The organism is Aequorivita iocasae, assembly GCF_016757735.1.
GTDB classification, from domain to species: Bacteria; Bacteroidota; Bacteroidia; order Flavobacteriales; family Flavobacteriaceae; genus Aequorivita; species Aequorivita iocasae.
This window is the reverse complement of sequence record NZ_CP068439.1, coordinates 2,838,774-2,865,044: the sequence shown is the minus strand read 5'-3', so window position 1 is coordinate 2,865,044 and position 26,271 is coordinate 2,838,774. Positions and strand designations below refer to the sequence as shown.

21 protein-coding genes are annotated in these 26,271 nt (G+C 37.7%); 14 read left to right on the top strand and 7 right to left on the bottom strand.

Features of this window, described 5'->3' with window-relative positions; genetic code table 11:
* Positions 1–88 precede the first annotated feature (88 nt).
* Together JK629_RS13155 and JK629_RS13150 are read right to left on the bottom strand one after the other, a co-directional pair.
* Complete coding sequence (locus tag JK629_RS13155) at positions 89–964, bottom strand: pirin family protein (RefSeq protein ID WP_202336071.1); 876 nt, start codon at positions 962–964, stop codon at positions 89–91.
* Between the two features lie 174 nt (positions 965–1,138).
* A complete protein-coding gene (locus tag JK629_RS13150) occupies positions 1,139–1,663 on the bottom strand; it encodes a YceI family protein (protein ID WP_202336070.1) in 525 nt (174 codons plus the stop codon).
* 221 nt (positions 1,664–1,884) lie between these two features.
* Here JK629_RS13150 and JK629_RS13145 point away from each other — a divergent pair, with 221 nt between their 5' ends.
* Positions 1,885–6,987, top strand: coding sequence for a translocation/assembly module TamB domain-containing protein (locus tag JK629_RS13145; RefSeq protein WP_202336069.1), 5,103 nt, complete (start codon positions 1,885–1,887; stop codon positions 6,985–6,987).
* 46 nt (positions 6,988–7,033) lie between these two features.
* On the top strand, positions 7,034–9,298 hold the full coding sequence (gene tamL, locus JK629_RS13140) for a translocation and assembly module lipoprotein TamL (RefSeq protein ID WP_202336068.1): 2,265 nt from the start codon (positions 7,034–7,036) through the stop codon (positions 9,296–9,298).
* A 2-nt stretch (positions 9,299–9,300) separates the two neighbouring features.
* On the opposite strand, the gene JK629_RS13135 is transcribed toward tamL, so the two are convergent.
* A complete protein-coding gene (locus JK629_RS13135; protein ID WP_202336067.1) occupies positions 9,301–9,909 on the bottom strand; it encodes a hypothetical protein in 609 nt (202 codons plus the stop codon).
* A gap of 151 nt (positions 9,910–10,060) precedes the next feature.
* Here JK629_RS13135 and msrA point away from each other — a divergent pair, with 151 nt between their 5' ends.
* Both msrA and JK629_RS13125 read left to right on the top strand, forming a co-directional pair.
* A complete protein-coding gene (msrA, locus tag JK629_RS13130; protein ID WP_202336066.1) occupies positions 10,061–10,600 on the top strand; it encodes a peptide-methionine (S)-S-oxide reductase MsrA in 540 nt (179 codons plus the stop codon).
* A gap of 205 nt (positions 10,601–10,805) precedes the next feature.
* On the top strand, positions 10,806–11,252 hold the full coding sequence (locus JK629_RS13125; protein WP_202336065.1) for a cold-shock protein: 447 nt from the start codon (positions 10,806–10,808) through the stop codon (positions 11,250–11,252).
* Between the two features lie 70 nt (positions 11,253–11,322).
* On the opposite strand, the gene JK629_RS13120 is transcribed toward JK629_RS13125, so the two are convergent.
* Positions 11,323–11,577 carry a YtxH domain-containing protein gene (locus JK629_RS13120; protein ID WP_202336064.1) on the bottom strand — a complete coding sequence of 85 codons (255 nt, stop codon included), beginning with the start codon at positions 11,575–11,577 and terminating at the stop codon, positions 11,323–11,325.
* Positions 11,578–11,936: 359 nt separating this feature from the next.
* On the opposite strand from JK629_RS13120, the gene JK629_RS13115 reads away from it, so the two are divergent.
* The 6 genes from JK629_RS13115 to JK629_RS13090 all read left to right on the top strand — a co-directional run bounded on the left by JK629_RS13115 (position 11,937) and on the right by JK629_RS13090 (position 20,066).
* Positions 11,937–14,036 (top strand): elongation factor G, encoded by a 2,100-nt coding sequence (locus JK629_RS13115; protein WP_202336063.1) that lies wholly within the window; start codon positions 11,937–11,939, stop codon positions 14,034–14,036.
* Positions 14,037–14,114: 78 nt separating this feature from the next.
* Positions 14,115–15,713 carry an SDR family NAD(P)-dependent oxidoreductase gene (locus JK629_RS13110; RefSeq protein ID WP_394369417.1) on the top strand — a complete coding sequence of 533 codons (1,599 nt, stop codon included), beginning with the start codon at positions 14,115–14,117 and terminating at the stop codon, positions 15,711–15,713.
* A gap of 10 nt (positions 15,714–15,723) precedes the next feature.
* A complete protein-coding gene (locus JK629_RS13105; RefSeq protein ID WP_202336062.1) occupies positions 15,724–15,945 on the top strand; it encodes a VF530 family protein in 222 nt (73 codons plus the stop codon).
* Positions 15,946–16,040: 95 nt separating this feature from the next.
* Positions 16,041–17,594 carry a DEAD/DEAH box helicase gene (locus JK629_RS13100; RefSeq protein WP_202336061.1) on the top strand — a complete coding sequence of 518 codons (1,554 nt, stop codon included), beginning with the start codon at positions 16,041–16,043 and terminating at the stop codon, positions 17,592–17,594.
* A 121-nt stretch (positions 17,595–17,715) separates the two neighbouring features.
* Positions 17,716–19,062, top strand: coding sequence for a DEAD/DEAH box helicase (locus tag JK629_RS13095; RefSeq protein WP_202336060.1), 1,347 nt, complete (start codon positions 17,716–17,718; stop codon positions 19,060–19,062).
* Positions 19,063–19,127: 65 nt separating this feature from the next.
* Entirely contained in the window at positions 19,128–20,066 is a 939-nt protein-coding gene (locus JK629_RS13090; protein ID WP_202338061.1) for an EamA family transporter, read from the top strand.
* 120 nt (positions 20,067–20,186) lie between these two features.
* Here the strand turns inward: JK629_RS13090 and JK629_RS13085 are convergent, their stop codons facing one another.
* Entirely contained in the window at positions 20,187–20,342 is a 156-nt protein-coding gene (locus JK629_RS13085) for a lmo0937 family membrane protein (RefSeq protein ID WP_202336059.1), read from the bottom strand.
* A 322-nt stretch (positions 20,343–20,664) separates the two neighbouring features.
* Here JK629_RS13085 and JK629_RS13080 point away from each other — a divergent pair, with 322 nt between their 5' ends.
* The 3 genes from JK629_RS13080 (at position 20,665) to JK629_RS13070 (ending at position 24,267) form a co-directional block, all read left to right on the top strand.
* Positions 20,665–22,920, top strand: a complete 2,256-nt coding sequence (locus tag JK629_RS13080) for an ATP-binding protein (protein WP_202336058.1) — start codon at positions 20,665–20,667, stop codon at positions 22,918–22,920.
* Between the two features lie 40 nt (positions 22,921–22,960).
* Positions 22,961–23,629 carry a response regulator transcription factor gene (locus JK629_RS13075; protein WP_202336057.1) on the top strand — a complete coding sequence of 223 codons (669 nt, stop codon included), beginning with the start codon at positions 22,961–22,963 and terminating at the stop codon, positions 23,627–23,629.
* 323 nt (positions 23,630–23,952) lie between these two features.
* Complete coding sequence (locus JK629_RS13070) at positions 23,953–24,267, top strand: hypothetical protein (protein WP_202336056.1); 315 nt, start codon at positions 23,953–23,955, stop codon at positions 24,265–24,267.
* Positions 24,268–24,463: 196 nt separating this feature from the next.
* On the opposite strand, the gene JK629_RS13065 is transcribed toward JK629_RS13070, so the two are convergent.
* Positions 24,464–24,898, bottom strand: a complete 435-nt coding sequence (locus tag JK629_RS13065) for a hypothetical protein (RefSeq protein ID WP_062621380.1) — start codon at positions 24,896–24,898, stop codon at positions 24,464–24,466.
* A gap of 136 nt (positions 24,899–25,034) precedes the next feature.
* Between JK629_RS13065 and JK629_RS13060 the strand changes: the two genes are divergently transcribed.
* A complete protein-coding gene (locus JK629_RS13060; RefSeq protein WP_202336055.1) occupies positions 25,035–25,712 on the top strand; it encodes a DUF2461 domain-containing protein in 678 nt (225 codons plus the stop codon).
* Positions 25,713–25,774: 62 nt separating this feature from the next.
* Here the strand turns inward: JK629_RS13060 and JK629_RS13055 are convergent, their stop codons facing one another.
* Positions 25,775–26,179: a hypothetical protein gene (locus tag JK629_RS13055; RefSeq protein ID WP_062621384.1), complete on the bottom strand. Its 405-nt coding sequence runs from the start codon at positions 26,177–26,179 to the stop codon at positions 25,775–25,777.
* Between the last annotated feature and the right edge of the window lie 92 nt (positions 26,180–26,271).

Here is a 26,271-nt window from a genome sequence, read left to right as displayed (position 1 = left end):
AGTTATAAAATTAGAAAAGGATGCTAAAGAATAGGTCTAAAATGCGTTCAACCAAATAATTTGCGTCCTTTAAAGTTACTCAAATTTATTATTCCAAATATCCAAATTTTCCCATATTGAAATCACTGATTGCTTGAATAAGCTCTGCGCGGGTATTCATTACAAATGGGCCTTGTGCGGCTATTGGCTCGTTTATTGGTTGGCCGCTAAGCACTAAGACTACTGCATTATCCAGAGCTTCAATGGTAAAAGTATCACCCTCATTTTTAAAAAGGCCCAAGCCGTCAGTCTTTATTTCTTCTGAATTGTTCACTTTTATATTCCCTTCCACCACTAAAATTACAGTGTTAAAGGTTTCGGGAAAGCTAAAGGTTGCATTTCCGTTTTTGTTCAACTTTGCATTTAGCATATGCACGGGTGTAAAAGTAAAGGCTGGCCCTTTTTCACCATTAAATTCTCCGGCTATTACTTCTACAATTCCTGCATTATTGGGAAGTTGTACCTTTTTCATTTCTGCATTTGTGAGTCCTTGGTATTTTGGAGCGGTCATTTTGTACTTAGCAGGAAGGTTTATCCATAACTGCACCATTTGAAAATCACCGCCAGCTTTGCTGAAATTCTTTTCGTGATATTCTTTGTGTAGTATCCCCGAGGCAGCCGTCATCCATTGTACATCTCCTTCTGCTATTACCCCGCTATTTCCAGCGCTATCGTGGTGCGCAACACTTCCTTTGTAGGCAATGGTTACGGTTTCAAATCCGCGATGTGGGTGCACATCTACACCACGAGGTTTATCAGTAGGTGAAAAATAAAACTTGCTGTTGTAATCCATCATTATAAACGGATCCATTCTTTCAAAACCTGCCCCCAGACCTCCAGGAATATATTGGTGAACCCTAAACCCATCGCCAACCATATGTGGGGGAGGTGGAGTTAATACGCGTTCTAATTTTCGTGTTTTCATTTGTGTATATATTTTTATGTTTTACTGTAAAATTACATCGCAAATAACTGTATTCCATTGATGTATGTTAAGAGTTGGTTGGGATAAAATCCATAAACTATCATGTAAAATCGGGAGCTTTATTTATAGGAAACAAAACTCCCGATTAAAAAGGAAAAAGTAATTTTTAAAAATTTATTGTTTTATATATTGTAGCGAAGCAATCAATTTTACTTTATCGCTAACTACTACATTTCCCGCTTCGGTCACGGCGCTCCAGGTTAACCCAAAGTCTTTTCGGTTTAGGCTGCCTTCAAATTCAAAGCCGGCTTTGGTCTGGCCGTAAGGATCCACCGCAGTTCCATTGTAATTGGCATCCATCGTTATTTCTTGTGAAACGCCTTTTATCGTAATTGTCCCCACTATTTTCTCTCCATCAAAAGATTTGGATTTAAATGTAAGTTCTGGATTATTTTCCGCTCCGAAAAAATCATCACTTTTTAAATGTGTATCCCTATCCTTATTATTTGTGTTTATTGAATCAATTTCAGCATAAAAGGTAAAGTGGGCATCTTTGAAATCATCTTCACTCGTTTCAATTTTTCCGTCAAATTTTTCAAAACTTCCGGTCACGGTCGAAATCATCATATGCTTTACCTTAAAATTGATTTCTGAATGTGCGGTGTCAATCTTCCAAGTTGTTTTTTTGTTATCACTCATAGCTAATATCTTTTGGTTATTAATTATTTTATACAACAAAGGTATTTGGCATTATATATTTCCACATTGATGTATGATAAGAAATTAACGATGGAGTGATTTTTCAGTCCAGCTTTCTTGAGATTTAACAAAATTTTATATAGAAACGCTGATTCTATAGGGGAACGGACGTAGTATTGGCGGGTATTTTTTATATTTTTGAATACCACCAATAATTGCATTTGGAAGAGAAAAAGAAAAAAAAGAAAAAATCAAAGATAGATTACCGGTTTTTAAGAATCCTCGGTAGAATTTTTGCAGTTTTAATTATCCTTTTTATACTTCTTATCCTTTTTATTCGAAGTCCGTGGGGACAAAACATAATTGTTCAGGAAGCCGTTGAATATGTTTCTGGCAAAACAAATACAAACGTTGAAATTGACAGACTCTTCATCACTTTTGGCGGAAATATTGTACTGGAGGGGCTTTATCTTGAAGACAAAAAAGGGGACACTTTAATTTATTCAAAATCATTGGAAGCAGATGTGCCCTTGCTGCCCATTATCCGTGGGAATGGTATTGGAGTGAATTATCTGGATTGGGATGGGGTGCGCGCCCATATTGTTAGAAAAGATTCCGTGAGTGGATATAACTTCCAGTTTCTTATTGATGCATTTGCTCCCGCCGATACCACCACAGTGGCCAGTGATACCACATCGGCGGCAATGGATATTGTTTTAGCGGAAATTCTTCTGACAGATTTTGACGTAACTTTTACCGATGCAGTACTTGGAATAGACAGCAAGTTTAAGGTTGGTGCACTAGCGTTGCAAATAGAAAAAAACGATTTTGAAAAGATGGATTTTCGTGCTTCGGAAGGATCGCTTTCCAATACCCGGATAAATTACATTCAGTCCCCAATACCTTCCACCGGTGAAGATCCTCCTTTGCCGTATTTAGCCATTGATGAATTGAAGCTTAAGAATGTATTTATAGATTATCAATCGTATGGCGATAGAATAGCCGCAAATCTGGAAATCTCTACCATGTATCTTGAATTGGAAAAAGCCGATTTGCCCCATAACGCTATCGCGATTGGAGCTTTCAATTTAAAAAATTCGATAATTACCGTACGTACAGATACAAACGGCATTGCTAAAAATGCAGAAGCGGAAGCGGACGATGTTTCGGAAAACACTCAAGAATTTGAATGGCCAGATTTCAAAGTCGATATCGCAGCAATTGATTTTGAAGGTAACAACATCAGTTATTTTGTTGGCAACAATCAAGTAAAACAGGATGCTTTCAATCCAAATGCTATAGAATTGAAAAACCTGAATCTGCAGGCAAAAGAGGTTTTCCTTAAAGAGAAAAAAGCTGGAATGCAGCTGGAGGAACTTGCTTTTGAAGAAGGCTCAGGTTATTACCTAAAAGAGCTTTCACTGCAATTTGAGGCAACAGACAACTTTATTGAAATAAATAATTTAAATCTTGCCCTGAACGACAATAAAGTGAAGGGAAACTTGCACTTTGATTATCCTTCACTTCAAGCTTTAATGGAAGCGCCGGAGCAATCTAAAATGGCGTTGAACATTCCATCATTTCAGATAAACTTAAAAGATATCTTCAAATTTCAACCCGATCTTAAAAAGAATGAATATTTAGCTACACTCAGCAAAAAGTATCTTTCGGGAGAGGTTGTAGCCTCGGGTTATCTTTCTTCAATGCAGATTCCAAATATGAATCTCCGCTGGGGAAATAGTACCAGAATTTCTGCCAACGGTTTTATTCAAAATATGACGAAACCCGACAATCTGAAATTTGATATTCCTAGATTTTCCGCCCTAACCAAGCGTGCCGATCTTATTAAATTTATTAATGAAAAAGAGCTTGGGGTAAATCTTCCGCAGAATATTTCGCTGAGTGGAAGCGCAGAGGGAAATCTAGAGGATATATATGCAAAAGCACAATTAAAAACTTCTCAAGGAATTGTAATTATTGATGGACATTTCAAAAATGATGGGCAAATTGTTTTTGATGCAGATGTGCAAATTGAGGAATACCAGCTTAACGAATTACTTCAAAATGATCAGTTGGGAGCAATAAGCCTCAATTTAAAAACAGAGGGTTCGGGTAGTACACTAAATACTTTGGATGCCACTTTGGGTGCCACTGTTAGTAATTTTAGTTTCAATAATTATGCAATAACAGACTTAAAGTTAAATGGGAAAATTAAAAATGGAGAAGGGGAAATAATATCAAATTACAAAGATGAAAATCTGAATTTAGATTTAAAGGCAGATGTTGTACTGGATCCGGTCTCTCCAAAGGCAAGTGCACATTTAAACGTTATTGGTGCTAATCTACAGGCGCTTGGTTTGATGACTCGCGATGTAAGAACGGCTTTTAAACTGGATGCCGATTTTGAAGGAAATGAAGATGGTTTTGATGTAATTTCAACGGTGGGTGATGGGGTAGTGGTGTACGACAACAGAAGTTATTTGGTGGGTGAAATTTTGGCTACGGCTCATGTGCGCAGTGACACTACTTCCATTTGGCTCGATAACAAAATGATAGAATTAAGTCTGGAAAGCAATACAGACCCCGAAACTTTTAGCCGTTCGGTTCAACGGCATATTTCCAGCTATTTTTCTAAGCAGGTAAAATTTGCTGATACCCTACACAGTCCCGTAAAACTTGATATAAAGGGAAAGATAGTAGAAGCGCCGGTTTTAAATGAAGTTTTCCTGGTAAACGTTAAAGACTTGGATACCATTAAAATTGACGTGGCCTTTGATGAAGCTGCCCGAAAATTAAAGGCAGATATTACTGCCCCACATATAAATTATGGAGGAAACGAATTGGACAGTCTAGCTTTCAGAATGGATACCGATACCGATAAATTTGTTTTCGATTTAGGTTTTAAGAGTCTCAAAGGCGGCCCATTGGATATTCCCAAGACAAAAGTTACAGGCAGTCAACAAAATGGAGAACTTAACCTCACGTTTAATTCAGTTTATAACGATAGTACTTTGATAAATATACAGTCGCAAATTACTGGAACTTCGGATAGGCTTCGTTTTCATGTATTACCAGATGATATAATTTTGGATAAAAATCTCTGGCAAACGCCCACAGATAATGAAGTTATCTACACCAATAATACTTTGGAGTTTAATAATTTTCGGTTTAGTCAAAATAATTCTGTTGTTGAATTATCCAACAACCTGCCGGGAGTTGCGAAACAGCACGCTGCCATTACTTTTGAAAATTTCAAATTAAGTGAAATTCTAAATTATTTAAATCCCGCTGAAGAGCTTGCAAAAGGAAGCTTGAACGGAAATCTTGCCATTGTTGAACCCTTTGGAAATGCAGGAATGTTGGCAGATATTTCAGTTGAGAAATTAAATCTTCTGGACGTAGATCTGGGAATTTTGACAGTAGACGCTAAATCAAAAGGGGGAAATAGTTACGATTTTGATTTAGCGCTCAAGGAAGGTGAAGTAGATCTAGACCTTACCGGAGATTATGTTGCAACACAAACCGATGCAAAATTAAATTTGGATTTGGATATAAATGAATTCAAAATGAGTGCTCTGGAAGGATTTACCATGGGAGAGGTAAAAAATACCGATAGTAGTTTTTCGGGTAAATTTGAAGTTGCAGGAACAACCCTTTCCCCTGAATATAATGGAAGCCTTAATTTTAAAAATGCCGATTTTACCATTACAAAGCTGAATGCGCCATTTACCTTTCCCAATGAAATTCTTCGTATAAACAATGATGGTCTGGCAATGGACAATTTTACGGTTCTTGACGAAAATGGCAATGAGCTGGTTATGAGCGGAAATGTGGGTACTGAAAAACTTTTGAACCCAACGTTTGATGTAAAATTGAATGCAGAAAATTTCCAAGTACTTAATGCAACCAAAGATGATAATGATTTCATATATGGAAAAGCCTCTTTTGATGCTGACGCGACATTAACGGGAGATCTTCAAATTCCCAAACTGAATGCACAGATTTCAGTAAATGATGAAACCGACGTTACCTATGTTTTACCCTCTTCTGCAGTTGCCATAGAGGAAAGAGATGGCGTAGTTATTTTTGTTAATCGCGAAAATCCAGATGCTATTTTAACCAAAAATTTAGAAAAAACTGCTACCGTTAGTGGCATAGATGTAAATGCACTTTTAAGAATTGGCAAAGCAGCAAAGATCACCATCATCATTGATAAAGAGACTGGTGATAATTTTGAGGTTTTCGGTGATGGTGAATTCGATTTCAATATGAATCCGAACGGAAGGATGACTTTAAGCGGTGTGTATGACATTGAAGGTGGACATTATGAGATGAATTTATACAGTTTGGTAAATCGAAGATTTGAGCTTTCACCAGAAAGCAGGGTAACCTGGTCCGGAGATCCTTTTGACGCAAAGCTTGATGTTAAAGCAATATATACAGTAAAAGCTTCCGCCTCACCTTTAATGGCGCCAGTAACCTCAGGAGCAGATCCCAGTGTTAAAAATAAATTCAAACAAGTTTTGCCATTCAACGTTTATTTAAATATTGAAGGTCAACTTACACAACCCGTTATAGGTTTTGACATTAATATGCTTGAAGATGAGCAAGGTGCAATAGGGGGGCAGGTTTATGGCAGACTGCAACAATTAAACACACAGCAGGACGAACTTAATAGGCAGGTATTTTCCCTTTTGGTACTTGGCAGGTTTTATCCAGAGCCAGGTAGTGACGGCAGTAGCGGCGGTTTTGCAACCGTTGCCCGAGATAATTTAAACGATGCCATTTCAGACCAATTAAATGTATTTTCAGATAAATTATTGGGCAGTACCGGCGTGGAACTGGATTTCGGTTTGGATAGTTATACCGATTACCAAGGAGAAATTGCTGAGCAAAGAACACAATTGGACATAGCCGCACAAAAGAAGCTTTTCAACGACAGATTAATAGTGCGTGTGGGCAGTGCAGTGGATATTCAAGGCAGCGGCTCCACCAATGAGCCAGCACCGCTGATTGGTAATGTAACCTTGGAATATTTGCTGACCGAAAACGGACGTTACAGATTAAAAGGTTTCAGAAAGAATGAATTTGAAAATATTGTGGACGGGCAGACAATAGTGAGCGGAATAGCATTGATCTTCACTCAAGAATTCAACAAATTTGATGAATTCTGGCAAGCACTGCTTCGAGGGGAAACCAAAAAGGAAAAGGCTAGAAGAAAGGAAGCTGAAGAACAAAAAAAGAAAGAAGCAGCAGAAAATAAACAAAAAGATAAAGACAGTTCCCAAAACCCTGAAGAATCAACTCGTGTGGAAAACAAATAATAAATGTCTTTTTGAAAGTATAACTAATTAAAAACAAACACTTCCTGTGACGGAAAATCATAAAATAACAGTTATTTTTTTAACGGTATTTCTACTATTGCAGTCTTGTGCTGTGAAAAAGTTTATTCCGGAAGATGAGCGATTGTATACAGGTGCTTCAGTGGAAATTAAATCTGATTCGGTAATAGATAACAAAGAAAATCTTGAGACCGTTTTAGAAGAAGCATTGCGTCCCGAACCTAACAGTAAATTTCTGGGAATGCGTCCCGGTCTTCATTTCTACTATAAAATGCAACAGCAAAATCCAGGATTTATAAATCGTTTTTTTTATAAGAGAATAGGCGAAGAGCCCGTGTACCAAAGTGACGTTAAACCTTTTGAGGTAGAGGAAATACTACGGAATAGAATGGAGAATAGAGGGTTCTTTTATAGCCAAATAAGTTCTGAATTTGAGGAAAAAGAAATGGAGGCTTCCATAAATTACACAGTGAAGGCCCCAACTCCATATACCATTGCCAGTTATCAATTGGATTCATTGCCCCGGCCAATTTATTCCGAAATAAAACAGAGTGTGGGCAAGACAAAATTAAGCAAAGGAATGCGCTTCGATCTTTCCAACATGAAATTGGAACGGGAGCGAATAGATAACGATTTAAAACACAATGGTTACTATAACTTTAATGCTAATTTTCTAATTTTTGAAGCAGATACCAATCAGTATGATAGAAAAAAGTTCGATTTGTATCTTCGATTGAAAAAGGAAGTGCCCAATAAAGCAATTGTTCCGTATAAAATTTCAAAAATAAACGTTTACGCAAACTACAACAGCCAAGACACAACAACTACTGAGGTTACCCGATTTAACGAAAAAAACTTTATAAACAGCGCAGATTTTTTTAATCCCAAATATTTAGATCCTTTCATTACTTTAGAGGAAGGACAGTTTTACAGTCCCGAAGACTCCCGAAATACCTCTAGGCGGCTCGCCACGATTGGAGCTTATAAATTTGTAAACATTCAGTACAAAGAGAAAGACTCTTCACTAACCGATAGTTTGGGAATTTTGGAAGCGAATATTTTTCTTTCACCTTTAAACAAACGCGCAATCCGTGCAGAATTACAGGCCGTTACAAAATCCAACAGCTTTGCCGGCCCAGGATTGGCCGTAACTTACAGCAATAGAAATCTATTCAATGGGGGTGAAACTTTAAATACCACGGCAAGTTTTGGATATGAGGTACAACTTGGCAGTGGAAGCAATAGTGGAAACACGAGTATCAATCTTGGATTGAAATCTGAGCTTATTTTTCCAAGGGTTATTTTCCCCATTAAAATTGATACAGATTTCTTTGAATATGCTATTCCGAAGACAAAAACCAGTGTGGGGGTAGATTATCTCAGCAGAACAAAATTATACACTCTACTTTCGGGCACGGCTCAGTTTGGGTATATATGGCAGGCAAACAAATACGTTACCCATGAGATTATTCCCATTTCCATCAATTATACAAAACCTTCGAATACAAGTCCTGAATTTGAGGAAATTTTGGATGAAAATCCTTTTCTGAAAAGAAGCTTCGACCAGCAATTTATTTCTGGGCTAAACTATTCTTTTACTTATAATGGCATGGTAGATACCGCCAAAAAGAACCAATTTTTTCTGAACGCTACGGTTGATGTGGCCGGAAATAGCATCAGCCTATTCGGAAAGGAAAACGAAATGGGGAAGAAGGAATTTTTGGGATTGGAGTATGCGCAATTTGCCAAGTTTGATGCAGATTTCAGATATCATTTCAACTTTGGAAAAGAACAAGTTATCGCAACCCGACTCTTTGGCGGCTATGGATATGCGTATGGTAATAGTGATATTATCCCTTATGTTAAACAATATTATTCAGGAGGGCCGTATAGTGTTAGGGCCTTCAGAATACGCTCATTAGGGCCAGGAACTTATAACGATGCGGAGAATCCAGAGAATAACTATTTTGACCAAACCGGAAATATTAGGCTAGAAGCCAATATTGAGTACAGGTTTCCTATAATTTCATATTTAAAAGGTGCTGTCTTTGCCGATGCCGGAAATATCTGGAATTCCAAAGCAAACCCAGTTTACCATGGTGCAGATAAATTCACATCCAATTTTATAAATGAACTGGGAATGGGGGCTGGAGTAGGACTTCGGGTTGACGTGCAGGGTTTTGTAATTCGCTTTGATTTTGCTGCGCCATTCCACGATCCCTCCACCGAAGAAGGTTTCAATTTTGATGTAAATGAAACGGTCTTTAATTTTGGAATTGGATATCCTTTCTAAAATTATTTGTTTAACTCTTCCAATAATTGCTCGTAATCCTCAATTTTCACGTGCAGTACGCCCCCCAAACTTACAATGGGTGAAACGACAGAATCAATTTTTACGGTTGAATTTGCAAAGGCTGGAGCCAACTGTTTTTTCAGTTCAGGCTTTTCTGAAAAGCTGTATGAGGTATATAAATAAGGGCTTTTATCAAGCTTGGCAACCAAGGAATCGCAACTGGTACAAGTTTCAGGAATATAAACGATTACTTTCTTTTTCGGATCAATTTTTATGGCCTCAAATTCCCTGCGCAAAGCGCGGCGTGAAAGGCTATCACTTACATCCAACTTATATGTATAATTTGCTTTTTTACCTCTTTCAACCATTAGATTGGTAAGCAAAACCTTTGATGCAGCTGGAACCCGGACGGGGCGTGGTACACTTTTACTTTGGCGAAAATTAGTTCCTTCAACTGTAATTATAATATCCAGATCTTTTTCGTTTTTGTTCAAGGCATAGAGAAACAAGCGGTTTCCCTTTGTGCCTTCCACAATTTCAATAGGTCTTTCTTGTGACAAAAGTGATGAGCAGCTTAGAATAAGCAGTACAAATAATAATTTTTTAATCATGGAAGGTTGTTTTATAATTTTTTTCTAAGATATAAATTTCATTATAAAACGTAAGAATAAATTTCCTCAAAATAGTCTAGCAGGTTTAACAATACTTTAGGCACATGGCATACCGCATTAATTATCTTTGGAAAAGTAATAAAATTACAGCATGGCAGACAAAAATTTACACCAAATGACGGTTGGCGGCGGATGCTTTTGGTGCACCGAAGCAATTTTCAATCAAATAAAAGGAGTAGAGAAAGTAGTTTCGGGCTATTCTGGCGGAAACGTGCCGGGAATACCTACCTATCGAGAAATATGCAGCGGTCTTACGGGCCATGCCGAAGTAATTCAGCTAACTTTTGATTCATCGGTAATTACTTTTGAAGAATTGCTCATTATTTTCATGACCAGCCACGATCCCACAACTTTGAATAGACAAGGTGCAGATAGGGGTACGCAGTATCGATCGGTAATTTTCTATCACAATGAAAAGCAAAAAGAGGTAGCTGAAATAGTTTTAAAGGAAATGGCGTCCCATTATGAAAATTCTATTGTTACAGAGTTGAGTCCGTTGGGAAAATTCCATCCAGCGGAAGATTACCACCAAGATTATTATGCTAAAAACCAATCACAGGGATACTGTACGGCAGTCATTTCACCGAAACTTGCAAAGCTTAGAAAAATGTATTCGGAAAAGTTGAAATAATTTTCGTTAAAACAGTAGATTTTTTACCTGTTAATACTTTAACCCTTTTTGTGATTTTAACAATTTAATTTTCTGTATCTTTGAAAAAATCGGATGAATAATTTAAATCCAATTAGGTAAACAAATAAAAAAAACACTAACATATAAATACTTATAAAGTCATCTGCTAATCGTGGATGGCTTTTTTTATAAAAAAAAATGAAAAATGGCGAAATCGCAACAAACATACAGTAAGAAAGAAAAAGAAAAAGCAAAGCTGAAAAAACGAGAAGAAAAACAAAAGAAAAAAGAAGCCCGAAAAGCTGATAAAACTCCGGGAATTGACTTTGTTTATGTTGATCACAACGGAAACCTGACCGATACTCCGCCAGATCCATCCCTCAAACCAGAAATTGACGCGGAAGATATTGTACTGGGCATTCCACCTAAAGAAGAAGGTGAGCGGGAGGCTTTTGATCCCGTTAGACAGGGAAAAGTATCATTTTATGATTCTTCCAAAGGCTTCGGGTTTATCATTGATGACGAAAACAATGAAAAATACTTTACGCACGTAAGCGGAATTATAGATGAAATATCGGAAAATGACAGCGTCTCTTTTGAACTTGAAAAAGGGCAGCGTGGAATGAATGCCGTAAAAGTCACAAAAAAGTGATATAATTCAATCGAATAAAAAAATCCCGCAATTTGCGGGATTTTTTTATTAGACTAATTAGTAATGCCTCTTAATTTGTCAAATCATTTGCTTTTCTTTTAAGATCATTTGCCTCTTTTCTTGCAGAATTAGTAAGCTGTTCGTATTTTTCTGAAATTGTTTCTTCCACTTCGCCAGCTTTCTCTTTTATTTTTCTGCCAGTTTCATTGGCTTTGTCTTTCAATCTTTGTTTCTCTTCGGGCGACATAGTTTTGTATTTCCAAAATGCAAAAGCGCCGGCTGCTACTCCAAGCAGTGCTAATAATCCTTTTCCTTTATTGTTCATGTTGTTTTTTTATTAATTTATGTGAAGATACGGCTTTAAGAGACTCAATCATAATTACAGCTTGACTTTAATAAATATTTAATACTAAGGCAATTATTTTTTTAAAGCCTTCACAATATTTTATGGGCAAAAAGATTTTTTTAAAAACGAGTGACCAAAGATTTCTTAAAATAGGTTTTAAATCTCATAAATGAAAAATACAAATCTGAAAGATTTTTAGAATTAATTTCTTAAATTTAAGAATCAAAAAAAAAACTACAATAACTCTATGATTATTAAGAGATAAGTAAGTCCAAACCTGTTCACAAGTGTTTGGCGCATCACATCTGAAAACAAACTAACCAATAATATTTACACAGATGAAAATATATGACGACAAACACATTAAAAATGTAGTATTCGTAGGCGCCCACAACAGCGGTAAAACTACACTTGCAGAAACCATGCTTTTTGAAGCAGGCCTTATTAACCGCCGTGGCACAGTTGAAAATAAAAATACAGTGTCTGATTATCATGACATTGAGCACGAGCGGGGCAACTCCGTCTTTGCCACCCCACTGCACACTGAATGGCGCAATTACAAAATAAACATTATAGACACTCCCGGTTTGGATGATTTCATTGGTGAAATTATTTCCTCTATCCGTGTTGCAGATACTATTGTTACCGTTTTAAATGCACAGCAAGGTGTGGAAGTGGGAACTGAAATTATTTGGAATTATATAGATAAATTCCACAAACCAACTTTATTTGTGATTAACCAGATAGATCATATCAATTCGAAGTTTGACGAAAGTTTTAAGAGCATAAAAAACTTGGTGGGCAATAATGCCTTGCAAATTCAGTATCCTTTAGTTGTAGATGGCGCACAGTGCATTGTGGATGTACTTAAGATGAAAATGTACAAGTTTGGGCCCGAGGGAGGAAAGCCCGCGAAACTGGAAATTCCTGATGGCCAAAAGGAATGGGCCAAGGAATTAAATAATGAATTAATAGAAAAAGCTGCAGAAAATGATGAAACTTTACTGGAGCTTTTTTTGGAAAAAGGCACTTTGAATGAAGATGAAATGCGCCAAGGCATAAAAGCCGGAATGATAAACCACGAACTGTTCCCAGTATTTTGTGTTTCAGCTTTGAATGATATGGGCTCAGGAAGATTGATGGGCTTTATTGACAATGTAGCGCCCGCAGCGGCAGATTTAAAGCCCGAACAAAGCGTAGATGGAAAAGCCGTAAAGGCAACAAAGGAAAGCCCCACGGCCCTTTTCGTCTTTAAAACTGTCTATCAACCAAATCTGGGACAAATTACCTTCTTTAAAGTGATGAGCGGTGAAGTGCGCTTGAATGATAAGCTATCCAATTCCAGAAATAACGAAACAGAGACAATAAACCAACTGTTCATCATGGATGGAAAAGAAAGACAGCCCGTAAACAAACTTACCGTTGGGGATATTGGCGCAACCCTAAAACTTAAATTCACAGAGACCAATGATACTTTGGCGGCCCCAAATCATGTGCTCAGCATCAAGCCCATAAAATTTCCACCATCAAGAATAAAAAAAGCGGTCTTTGCCGTGAATACAAAAGACGAGGAAAAACTGAGCGAGTCTTTAAAAAAAATACACAGCCAAGATCCCACGGTCAAGATATCTTTTTCTGCAGAGTCAAAACAACTTATTCTTTCCTGCCAAGGCGACCTTCATCTTGCCACCATAGATTGGACGCTTAAAAATATCTATGGTGTAGAGGCACGTTTTGAAAAACCTAAAATAGCATTCCGTGAAACCATTCAACGTTCTTCAACGTCAAATTACAGGCACAAAAAGCAGTCGGGCGGTTCGGGGCAGTTTGCGGAAGTTCACTTAAAAATTGAGCCTTGGAATGAGAATATGGAGGAGCCGCAAGGGTTTATCATTCGCGGTAAAGAAGAAATGGATCTGTCTTGGGGCGGAAAATTGGTTTTTTATAACTGCATTGTGGGCGGAGTTATAGACCTACGGTATTTGCCCTCAATAATGAAGGGAGTTTTGGAAGTAATGGAAGAAGGGCCGTTAACGGGTTCGTACATTCGTGATGTACGCGTAATGGTTTATGACGGAAAAATGCACTCTGTGGACTCCAATGACATTTCCTTTAAAATTGCAGGCGCACATGCTTTCAAGGAAGCTTTTCTAAATGCCAATCCCAAGCTTTTGGAACCCGTAATGGAACTCACAGTAAAAGTACCCGAAGACATGGTTGGAAGTGTCATGACCGATTTACAAGCACGACGCTCCATGATACTGGGTGTAGAGAGTAACAACAATTATCAAATTTTGAAAAGCCTGACTCCCGAAGCCGAGCTATATGGTTTTTCAACCGATTTGCGATCATTGACGCAGGGCAGGGCAACTTTTAAATCTTCGTTTTCATCCTATAAACCGGTTCCCGCCAATGTTCAAAACGATTTGGTAAACTAATGGCATTTTGTAATCACTATTTGAAATAAATTGTTTTGCACAATCAAACTGTGAGTATATTTGGCGAAAAATTTATATATGCCAGAGACTTTCTTAAAGGAAGAAATGGATTATTTGAACAACTCCGATGGCGGAAATTCAATTAAGCAAGAAATAAATACTAAAGATATAGCAAAATGTATTGCTGTTCTTGAATATTTAAACAGCAATACGGACCAAATTTTTGAGATCCCAAAAGAACAGCGCACCGCTCTAATAAAAGCATCCGGTCAACTTTCACGGCCCAATCGCGATGAGTTTTCACGAAGAAAGAAAGATGCCAAAAAAGCTGAAAAACGCAAGCAAGCCAATAAAGACCGAACCGCCCGAAAAGAAACTGGAATACGAAGTGCTCGCGAAAATGTTGTTTTTGTTGCCCCAAAACTCTTGCGGGCAGCAGATTTGATTTCCAAAAAAGAACTTGAGCTTGAAACCCCGCGAAATTGCTATGTCTGTAAAACCCTCTATTCCAAACTACATCACTTTTACGATACTATGTGTACAGAGTGTGGCGATTTCAATTACGCAAAACGTTTCCAAACAGCCGATTTAACTGGACAAGTAGCGGTAGTCACCGGTTCCCGCTTAAAAATAGGTTACCATATTTCGTTAATGCTTCTTAGAGCAGGAGCTACCGTTATAGCCACAACACGATTTCCGGCGGATTCTGCCTATCGTTTTGCACAGGAAGAAGATTTCCACCAATGGGCAGACCGTTTGAAGATTCACGGTTTGGACCTTCGGCATATTCCAAGCGTAGAAATTTTCTGTAATTATATTGAGCAGAAATATGAAAATCTAGACATACTTATTAATAATGCCGCACAAACCGTACGCAGGCCAGCAGGTTTCTACCAACATTTAATGGGTCGGGAAGAGATGCCTTTTGAGGAACATCCGCAATTTGTGAAAGATTTGCTCAAAGATCACATCAATTGTTTGTACGAATTAAAAACCATCAGTACAGAGATGGTGAAAAATTCAAATAAAAATTTACCCGTAACTTGGCATGGTGCAGAACCGGGTATCGGTATTCGCGCATCGGCAAAACTTTCGCAGATTCCGTATAGTTTTGACAAATCCTTGAGTGCAAAAGAAGTTTTTCCCGAAGGCAAATTGGATGCCGATCTGCAACAAGTTGACTTAAGAAAAACAAATAGTTGGCGTTTAAGGCTTGGTGAAATTGAAACTACTGAAATGATTGAGGTTCAATTGGTAAACTCAATAGCACCTTTTGTGCTTTGCAACCGTTTGGGAGAGATTATGAAGAAGGAAAACACAGGTAAAAAGCACATTATAAACGTTTCGGCAATGGAAGGAAAATTCCATCGGTTTTTTAAGGAAGACCGCCACCCGCACACCAATATGGCAAAGGCGGCGCTCAATATGCTTACCCATACCGCTGCGGGCAGTCTTGCCAAGGAAGGTATTTACATTAATGCCGTAGATACTGGCTGGGTGACAGATGAAGATCCGGTAGAACTTGCACAGCGAAAAATCGAACTGCACGATTTTCAGCCACCGCTTGATATTGTTGATGGTGCCGCCCGTGTTATGGATCCCTTGATTGATGGTATAAACACTGGAAAACACTGGAGCGGAAAGTTTTTAAAAGATTACAGGCCGATTGATTGGTAAAAAATAGACTATGGATAACCAACAACCCAATAACCCCTTGCACGGAATTAAACTGGCGGATATTCTTGAATACCTTGTGGAATATTATGGTTGGGAGGTTTTGGGTGAAAAGATAAAGATGAATTCCTTTAATAGCAATCCGTCTATTAAATCGAGCCCAAAGTTTCTTCGGAAAACGCCTTGGGCGCGCGAAAAAGTGGAGCAACTTTACTTAAAGACAAAGTCGGAATAGAACATCAGAAAATTCGTTCGTAATAAATCTGGCATTTCTTCTTTTAAAACCTATAAAAGGATGTAATTTTGCAATCCTGCAAAATGAGGATTTTTATGACTGAGACCAAAGACGCGATTCAAGAAAAAAAAACAGACAAAGAGCTATATAGCTACCAAAAGGGAGCTATAGACAAGATATTTGAAAAGTTTGAGACCGCGCCAGATGATTATCATTTGCTTTACCAATTACCCACAGGTGGCGGAAAAACGGTTATCTTTTCGGAAATTGTCCGTCAATATTTAAAAAACCACAACAAAAAAGTACTTGTGATGACCCACCGTGTGGAACTTTGCAAGCAGACTTCGGAAATGCTCACCAGCTTTGGCGTCGTAAACAAAGTGGTTAACAGCACCGCAAACTTGGATGATCAAGAAAAGTACAGCTGCTTTGTTGCAATGGTGGAAACCCTAAACAACCGTTTGAATGATAACAAACTTGACATATCAGATATTGGTCTGGTAATTATTGATGAAGCGCATTACAATTCGTTTACGAAGCTTTTTAAATTTTTTGAAAAATCGTTTATACTTGGTGTTACGGCAACTCCTTTGAGTTCCAATCGCAATCTACCAATGAAGGATAATTATGACGAACTCATTGTTGGCGAAAGCATTCAATCTTTAATTGAGAACGAGTTTTTGGCCGAAGTTGAAGTTTTTCAATACAATATGGGGCTCACTTCCCTTGAAATTGGCTCCAATGGTGATTATACCGTTAAATCTTCGGATGACTTATACTCTGCAGTGGGTATGCTGGATCAGCTATATCAGGCTTATTTAAACCATTCAAAAGGAAAAAAGACCTTAATTTTTAACAACGGGATCAATACTTCCATTCAGGTGTATTACCATTTAAAAGCGGAAGGTTTGCCCATTATGCACTTGGATAATACCGCTACCAAAAAGCAACGAAAGCAAATTTTAAAATGGTTTCATGAAACGCCAGATGCTATATTGACTTCAGTGAGTATTTTGACTACAGGTTTTGATGAGCCTACTATTGATACCATTATTCTAAATAGGGCGACCCGTTCATTGACGTTATATTTCCAAATGATTGGCCGGGGTTCACGTATTTTGAACAACAAGTCGAAGTTTTCCGTGATCGATCTGGGTAACAACTACCAGCGTTTTGGACCTTGGGAAGCGCCTCTGGATTGGCAGGCAATCTTCCGCTCTCCCGATTATTACATGGACCGTTTGCTGAGCGATGAGGAACTGGAAAGCCATTTTAGGTACGAAATGCCCGATGAGCTTCGTGCAGAATTTGCAAATAGTAAAGAGGTTTATTTTGATATTAAGGAAACCTATCAAGAAGCTACTTTTAAAGGTGAATCGAGTAAAGTTGTGCTGGAACGCTCCATTGCACAGCACGCCTATATTTGCATCGAAAACAGCGAAGACGTTTACGATGCCCTCGGACTTGCAAAAATGTTGGGTGACGATATCGACCACCGTATTGAGAAGTACTCTCAGTGTATTAGCAAGAGTACACATAACTTTATAAGTTGGTTAAAAGATGATTACCGCCTAAAACTGCGCACTTATCTACGTGATAATTTTGATACAGTATTTGAGGAGATTCACGGGCATCCACCAGAAGATTAAGTTTGCGGATTCCAGGGTAAAATTTGCAGTTTTTTATGAATATTCAAGTTCTTAATCAACAAATTCCCATTTAACGAACCCCCAATTTACAAAGCATTATATTTGCACCAAACAGTCCGCCATGGAATCATTCAATGAGCTTAACATTTCCAAACAACTGCAGTATGCCATTGCAGATCTTGGTTTTGAAAAACCCACCCCTATACAGGCACAGTCGTTTTCGGTAATAATGTCTGGGACCGATATGGTTGGGATTGCGCAGACGGGAACGGGTAAAACCTTTGCCTATATGCTGCCCATACTTCAGGACTTAAAGTTTTCAAAAGAAATAAATCCACGGGTATTGGTAATGGTTCCTACTCGCGAATTGGTTTTGCAGGTAGTTGAAGAAATAGAAAAATTTGGAAAATATTCTTCTATTCGAGTGATTGGTGTTTTTGGTGGAACCAACATTAACCGACAAAAAGAGGCTGTAGCCGAAGGAGCTGATATTATTGTAGCTACACCGGGAAGGCTTTACGATTTGGTCGTGAGCCGTGCCCTTCAATTAAAAGCCGTAAAAAAAGTAGTAATTGATGAAGTAGATGTGATGCTCGATCTGGGCTTCCGTTTTCAGCTTACCAATATTTTGGAACTGCTTCCCAACAAGCCTCAAAACATTATGTTTTCGGCAACGATGACCGATGAAGTAAATGTTTTTATTCACGACTTCTTTATTGCGCCTACTACGGTTTCGGTAGCAGTTAGCGGAACACCTTTGGAAAACATTTCGCAATACGCTTACAGGGTAGAGAATTTTTACACAAAAGCCAATCTGCTAAAATATTTGCTTCAGAATGAAAGTGATTTTACAAAAGTGCTGGTTTTTGTTCCAAATAAGAAAAGCGCCGATCTTCTTTTTGAGATTTTAGATGAATTCTTCGGAAGTGAAGTAGCGGTAATCCACAGCAATAAAACACAGAATTATCGAATACGTTCCATAGAAAATTTCAATGCCGAAAAAACGCGTATCCTTGTAACTACTGATGTTATGGCACGTGGGCTGGATTTAGATCAAATTAGCCACGTTATCAATTTTGACGTTCCCAATTTCCCCGAAAACTATATGCACCGCATTGGCCGGACGGGGCGGGCAGAGCAGGAGGGAACTTCCCTTTTGCTTTATACCGAAAAGGAAGAGGATGCCAAAGCTGCTATTGAAAAGTTGATGGATTTACAAATAGAGGAACTTGATTTTCCAAAAGAGGTTGAAATTTCAAAACAGTTAACTTATGAGGAAAAACCACAGATAGTAGAAATCAACAACCCTAATAATTTAGAAGAAGTAGGGCCCGCTTTTCATGAAAAGAAAGAAAAAAACCGAAAGGAAAACCAAGGCGGTTCCTATAAGCGAATCATAAAACAGAAATACAAAAAACCCAAAACAAGAGGCGATAAAAATTACAACAAACGCAATAAAAGGAAGTAGATTTTATGCAACCATTTATTAATCAAAGTATCTAAAAATTTAACAAATAAACCATTTCAACCACTCTGAAAGCACCAAGCACTCTTTTAGTCGTTGTAGCCTTTTTCTCCATCTACGTTATTTGGGGTTCTACATATATGCTCAATAAGGTTGCCGTAGCAGAACTACCACCATTCTTTTTGGCATCAATTCGTTTTACATCGGCGGGACTTCTCATATTTATCATAGCCAAATTATTGGGGAAAAGCCTTGCCATTACCCGAAAACAAATCCAAAATACCTTTATAGTAGGCGTACTTTTTTTATCGTTTGGCAATGGTATTATTGTTTGGGCCTTAAAGTATGTAGATAGCGGCTTTGCGGCCTTGGAGATTTCTGCGCAACCTTTAGTGGTCTTATTGTTGATGTGGCTTTTGCAGGGCAAACGCATAAAACCGATGTCGTTAGTAGGAGTGGCCTTAGGAATTTTAGGTATTTTTCTGCTCGTTGCACAAAAACAACTCATTGCCCAAGAGGGAACGGTATTGGGAATGGTAATGATATTTGCCTGTATGCTTAGTTGGGCCTATGGAAGTCTTTTTGTTGGTAAAGCTGACCTTCCTAAAAATTTCTTTGTAAATACCGGTTATCAAATGTTTACTGCCGGAATTACCCTTGCCGTTGCTAGTTTTCTCTTTGGGGAAGAATGGATTGCGCCAAAGGAATGGGGAGCCCACGTGCAATGGAGTATGATATTGCTGATTATTTTTGGGAGCATCGTGGCCTTCACTTCCTTCAATTATCTGCTAAAAACGGTATCACCAGATAAAGTTGCTACCTCCACCTATGTAAATCCTATTATCGCCCTAATCTTGGGGTGGTATATTTTAAACGAAGAAATCACCACCCAATCCATCATCGCCGCCGCCGTGCTTTTAACGGGAGTGTACTTCATTAATACTACCAAGACAACGGTTACGGTACCAAGATTTTCTGGTAAAGTAAAAAAGAACGGTAAGTTTTAATTGTTTTGAAGCAACTTTGAAAAAGTTGGGAGCATGGGGTGCAGCATTTTGAAATATAATATTAAAGAGCGTTTCTGAATAAAATATCAAAAAGCGTTCTTTAAATTTGATTGTTAAATATTACACTTTCCTTCCCGTAAGCAGTTGATAAATTATCATTATAACCGCAATAACAAGCAAAATGTGAATAATTCCACCTATGGCAGGAAATACTAAAAAGCCAAATATCCAGCCAATTACTAGCAGGACTACAATAATCCATAAAACGTTACCCATAGTTTTGTTGTTTAAATGTTAGTTGAGTGAAGTTAGTTTTTAAGTTTCAGCTTCCTTAGCTTATATCAATTTAATCATAACTCATATAGGTGTGGATGTCTTTACGGGTTTTTAATGAAATGAAATAAATACAGAATGATGTATTCAATTAACTATTTTCTGAAACCTATCATCTTAAAAAAGAAGCACATAGGTTTTGATAGATAAATAGTGTGATTTTCATTCGCTTTCAAGCTTTTGGGGGTTAAGTGAATTGTATATATTTATGTTCTTAAAATAGTTATGATTCCTCAATAATTTATTTAAAAACCTTCAACTAATTGTGATATTAACCAAAACCAATTCTGCCTTTTTAAATTTAACTCCTTTCGCCAACCTTTTAAAATCACTTCTTTTTCCAACTGCATTATTGCTATTTGCCACTAGCATCGCCCAATCAGAAATTGACAGCCTTTCACAACTCATCAATGATGAAGCAAATCCATCCCAAAAGGCAGGGTTACTGCTAAAGCGTGGGGTTTTGTTCAGTAAGAACGAACGTCAGAAAGGCTTTGATGATCTTGAACAGGCACTTAATTTTTTTAGTGAAAAGGGTGATGATCAAGGCGAAACCGATAGCTATATAGCTTTTGGAAACCTTCATTTTATTTATGGAGAACCACATGAGGCTGCACGTTACGACTCTCTTGCCATGCAATTGGCCAAAAACATTCAGTATAAAAAAGGCAGGGCTGTGGCCATTGGTAACTTGGGCAGGGAGTTTATAAACCTTGGCGACCTTAACAAAGCTGAAACACTTATTAAGGAAGCCATTGCGATAGAAGAAACTTTTAAGCCGCTGGACAAAGACCGACTTGCGGAATTATATAACCGCTATAACATTATTGTAAGCGCTAAAGGAAATTATTTGGAAGGATTGTCGCTAATAGAAAAAGCTATAGCACTTTCCAAAGGCAGCAAGAACGATAAACAGGTTTCGCTTATATATTCCAATTATGCAAATACCCTCTCGCGGCTTTCCAAATTTGATGAGGCAGTGAAAGCCCATTTTAGGGTAATAAGGCTTTGTGAAAAAAAGAAGGATACCACCGGCCTGTTGCGCGTCTACAACAATCTTGGGATTGCTTTCCGAAATGGTGGCGAGTTTGATAAGGCCATTACTTATTACAAAAAAAGCATCGCTCTTGCTAAAGATGCAGCCAATTATAAGTCCCTGGGCTTAAATTATGTTAACTTGGCGACCGTTTACAGTGAGAAGGGACAGTTGGAAGCTATGGACACCCTTTATCGACAGGGTATTGAGTATTTTGAAAAAGCATCAGACATTGGAGGTATTGCTTTTGCCAACCATAATTATGGTAATTTCTTGGTAATTTCTAAGAATTATACCGAAGCAGATAAACGGCTGGAAAAGGCCTACAAATTGCGTAAACAAATAGGGGCAGAGCTGGCGGCGGCGAGTTCTCTTTCTGTTTTGGGGAAATCAGCAATGGAACAAAAAAATTGGAAAAAAGCCGAAGAATATCTTTTGGCCGCGGAACCATTTTATAAGGGAAAAGCACGTGAGAACAGAAATTTAAAAGAACTTTATGGCTATTTAAAAACACTTTATACCGAAAAGGAAAATTTTGAAAGGGCACTATATTATCAAACCCAGGAGCTTGAACTTGAAAAATCAATTTTCACTGAAAATGAAAAGATAAATGCCCTAAAGACCGAGACCGCGTATGAGATGGAAAAACGCGATATGGAAATGTCGCTTCAAAAACAAAAACAGGAACTGGAAAGGCAGCGATTGCTATTGATTGGCGGAAGTGTAATGCTCATTTTATTTCTAACCTCGCTTTCTCTTTGGCTTCGCCGTAAACAACTGAAAGAGCGTCATCAAGCACAGCTAATAAATATAGAACAGGAACACCGCTTATATCTTGCAAAATCTTTAAAAAACGCAGAACAGCAAGAGCGTAAAAAGATAGCCCACAAACTGCACGATGAAGCGGGTTCTATTTTGTCCATTGCCATTTTAAACTTAAAACAAATACAAGCTGATGTTTTTAAAAGAGAAAGCAAAGCACAGGAAAAGCTGGAAACTACCCAAAAATTGTTGGGAGATATAAGCGAAAGCGTAAGAAACATCAGCCACACCCTAATGCCGGTAGCTTTGGAAAAATATGGTTTAAAAGCCGCTATTCACGATATTGTTAACGCCGTAAACACATCCCAAAAGCTTACAGTTGAAGAGATAATTGAGGGACTGGATGACACAAGCAGCTGGAGCGAGGAATATTGCCTTACCGTATATCGTATAGTACAGGAGGCTATGAACAACATAATAAAGCACGCCCAAGCAACCCACGTACTTTTACAATTGGTAGAATTGGAAGATTCCGTAACCGTTTATATTGAAGATAACGGCAAGGGAATAGACAGCAACTTACGAAAAGATGGCATAGGCTTAAAAATGCTAAAAAACAATGTGGCATACCTAAATGGAACCATCGAAATTAACGGCAATTCAAACAATGGCACCTTTATCTTGGCTGAACTGCCCATTGAAATAACAAAGAAGACAAAATAGTGTGTAAACCCTAAGAGCTTTAATTATAAAGAAAGACCTAATGCAAGAAGTCCCCAACTTTTCAGAAAAGCATATAAAAGTAATTATAGCCGACGACCATCCATTAATATTAAAAGGAATTACCGAGATACTGGAAAAATACCCTCGGTTTACCATCGTTAATACCTATAATAACGGCCATACCCTAATGCAATCCACATCCTTACCCGATGCAGATGTGCTATTGCTGGATTTGAATATGCCCGGCAAGGATGGCCTGCAGGTATTGGAAAAAATCAAAGCGATGCATCTCAAGCTCCAAATACTGGTGTTGACTTCCTATTTTTCCAAACAATTGGCAGAGCAATGCCATGCTGCTGGCGCCAAAGGATATATATTGAAGTCGGACAATTTGGATAAGCTTGCGGACACCATTTTGGAAGTGCTGGACGGCAAGACGGTGATGCCTAATTTTAGTGAAAAGACAGAAGAATACGTAAATGATTTTAGCTATTTAGATGATTTTTTGAAGAAGTATAATCTTACCAAACGTGAAGTAGAGGTAATACAAATGGTTTGTAAAGGATACAGTTCACAAGAGATAGCTGATAAATTGTTTCTTTCCAGTTTTACAGTACAAACTCACCGCCGTAACATTTTTAAGAAGCTTAATATAGAGGGAAATACCATTGCGCTTTACAAATTTGCTTCACAACACGGATTGGTTTAAAAAAGTTATGGTATAAATCTTATTATTCATCAAATTTGAAAACAAATCTAGTTTTCAAATAAAAAATAATTCAAGCACCCATAAGTTGGCATAGCCGATAATATCTCAGCTTTTATTGTTAGCCTTCTCGCTGTAAGTCTTCTCGTTACGGGAATATTAATGTGGTATAAACGGGAAAATTTATGAAGAGAAAACTTAAAAAAACATTGCATAATAAAAAACTGAACTAAAAAATATTTTATCAAAATTCACTATATGTAGTAATTTAACATTATTTTCCCTGTTTACAGATTGACAAAAAAATTGGTTAGCATACTTGAAAAATGACTAGAGAAAGACGAAATAAACCAATGGCAGCCTCTGCTTATATAGGAGCGGGGAATAAATTTTCCGTTATTACTAGAAAGGCAAGGCCTCCCTTTGAAAGAATTAAAACTATTTATGGAGAGGAGCATAGCAAACTTATAAAGAACAAGCCTGAAAATCACCAACCACAACTAACAAAAATACAAAGGGCAGATCTAAAAAAGAAAGTTGAGGATATAGTTCGTTCAGAAACAAGGGTACGTATACTAACTGTCTGCCTAAGCATTTTGATCACACTTGTTATTTTTGGAATAGTATACTATTTATTGTGATCAATAGAAGAAAAAACGGCCTTATTTTCATGAATGTTACAATCCATACATCGTCACTTTTACAAAATTTGAGTATATAGCAAACCCTTACTACGTTTCAAAAAATTATCATCCAAGCATTCATTGTTGGACTTTATTCGCTTATAAGGTTATCAGCCAGTCTACAGCTTTTTTATATTTTGCTTTTATTTTAAACTTAGGTAAGCCATCCATTACGCGCCGCACCTTTGCTATAAAAATATTCAAAAATTGCTAGAGCTATAACGATAAGTGGCATAATCAACGATTGTGGGCCCATCTTATCTATTATGTCCATACCAAACATCCAGTACAGTTGAAGTATAAGTACTGCAATTAGGGAAAGTAAAAATACACCTACTGCCATATTTTTGCGCATCAATAACAATACGCTGGCCAATAATCCACTAAAAACAGCTAAGCCGTAAACATACATACTCCATGAGGGAGCACTTGCCATAATCTCCACTTGCTCAGGCGGAAGAGTGGCTCTTATTTCCTCTGTCATCAGGAAATATTCATAAAGCCAAAAATAAACACCTATTAAGTTCCATAAAAGCGCGAGCACGGCAATGATCCAAAAGGCCGTGTTTGGTTTTGTAGTTGCATTCATAATAAATTGGTTTTAAGGTTGTTCGTATAAATGTAGGAAAATTTTTTGTGAAGTGGTTATGGGGATTTGAACGTTTTACACAAAACAAACCACAAACCCAAATATTCCCTATCTTTCCAAAACAAAAACAAAAAACATGATCCCAACCATTTCCAAAACCGCTTTCGATTTCCTGTTACAACTGAAGAAGAACAACAACCGGGAATGGATGCAGGAACATAAAAAGGAATATCTGGCCAACGAGAAAGCATTAAAAGAATTTTATGCAGCTGTGGAAAGAGGCCTAAATACCACCGATGAAATTGCCAAGACAAAAATATTCCGCATAAATCGCGACATCCGTTTCAGTAATGACAAAACACCCTATAATGTGCACCGAAGTGTTAGTTTCAGTAGGGCAGGGGCACAACGACGCGGAGGTTATTATTTGCGGTTGGAACCCGGCAACAGTTTTATGGCCGGGGGTTTTTTTGATCCCAATCCAGCAGATTTGTTGCGGATCCGAAAAGAGTTTGAAATGGACAGTACTGAAATACGGGAGGTTTTGGCAACGAAGGATTTTAAAAATGCCTTCGGAGATTTCAATCAGGAATATGCCGTTAAGACAGCGCCCAAAGGTTTTGATAAAGACGATAAAAACATTGATTTAATTAGGCTGAAAAGCTTTTTCGTAACCCATAGCTTTTCCGACGAAGAAGTATTTGCAGTAGATTTTAAAGACAATTTAATTAACCATTACCAATTGCTCCGCCCATTCTTCAATTATATGAGCGATGTGCTGACGACGGATTTAAACGGGGAATCGTTGTTATAGAATTAAGACTGGCCAAAACAATCCAACTATTCGCTGGTCTGTTTTTGCCAATTCTTATTAAATCATGCAAAATCGTATTCCAAAAGCTGTATGTTGCTTTTCAAGCGTTCCTTTACTATATCCATCATCCGTTTGTTCAGTGCTGAGGAATTTTTAATATAAATCTCAAATTCTTCAAGTGTAAATTGACCAATGATAATACCTTTCAATGAATTTCGGAATTTCATATCCTTATGGATGGCGTTTTCTATATAGTCCAGTCTCTTTTCGATAGTAAGATCGTAAAAAACGTTTTTATGCTTTGCCGCATAATTCCTGAAAACTGCCAATAAAAGTTCATTTTGAAGCTTTGCCACAGGACGCAGCGTCTTGTTTTGAAAAAATTCGTCGGCAGACATGTTAGCGTTGATTTTAGCAGAGGAAATTTCGGGGCGCATACGGAGCAGTAAACTATCTCGTGTTTCCATATATGGTTTTTTCTAAAATTAGAAATAATCAAAGGCTTTTTGGAAGGAAGTGCAATTAGTTATAAACGTTCTTTTCAACAATGCGAAGGAAT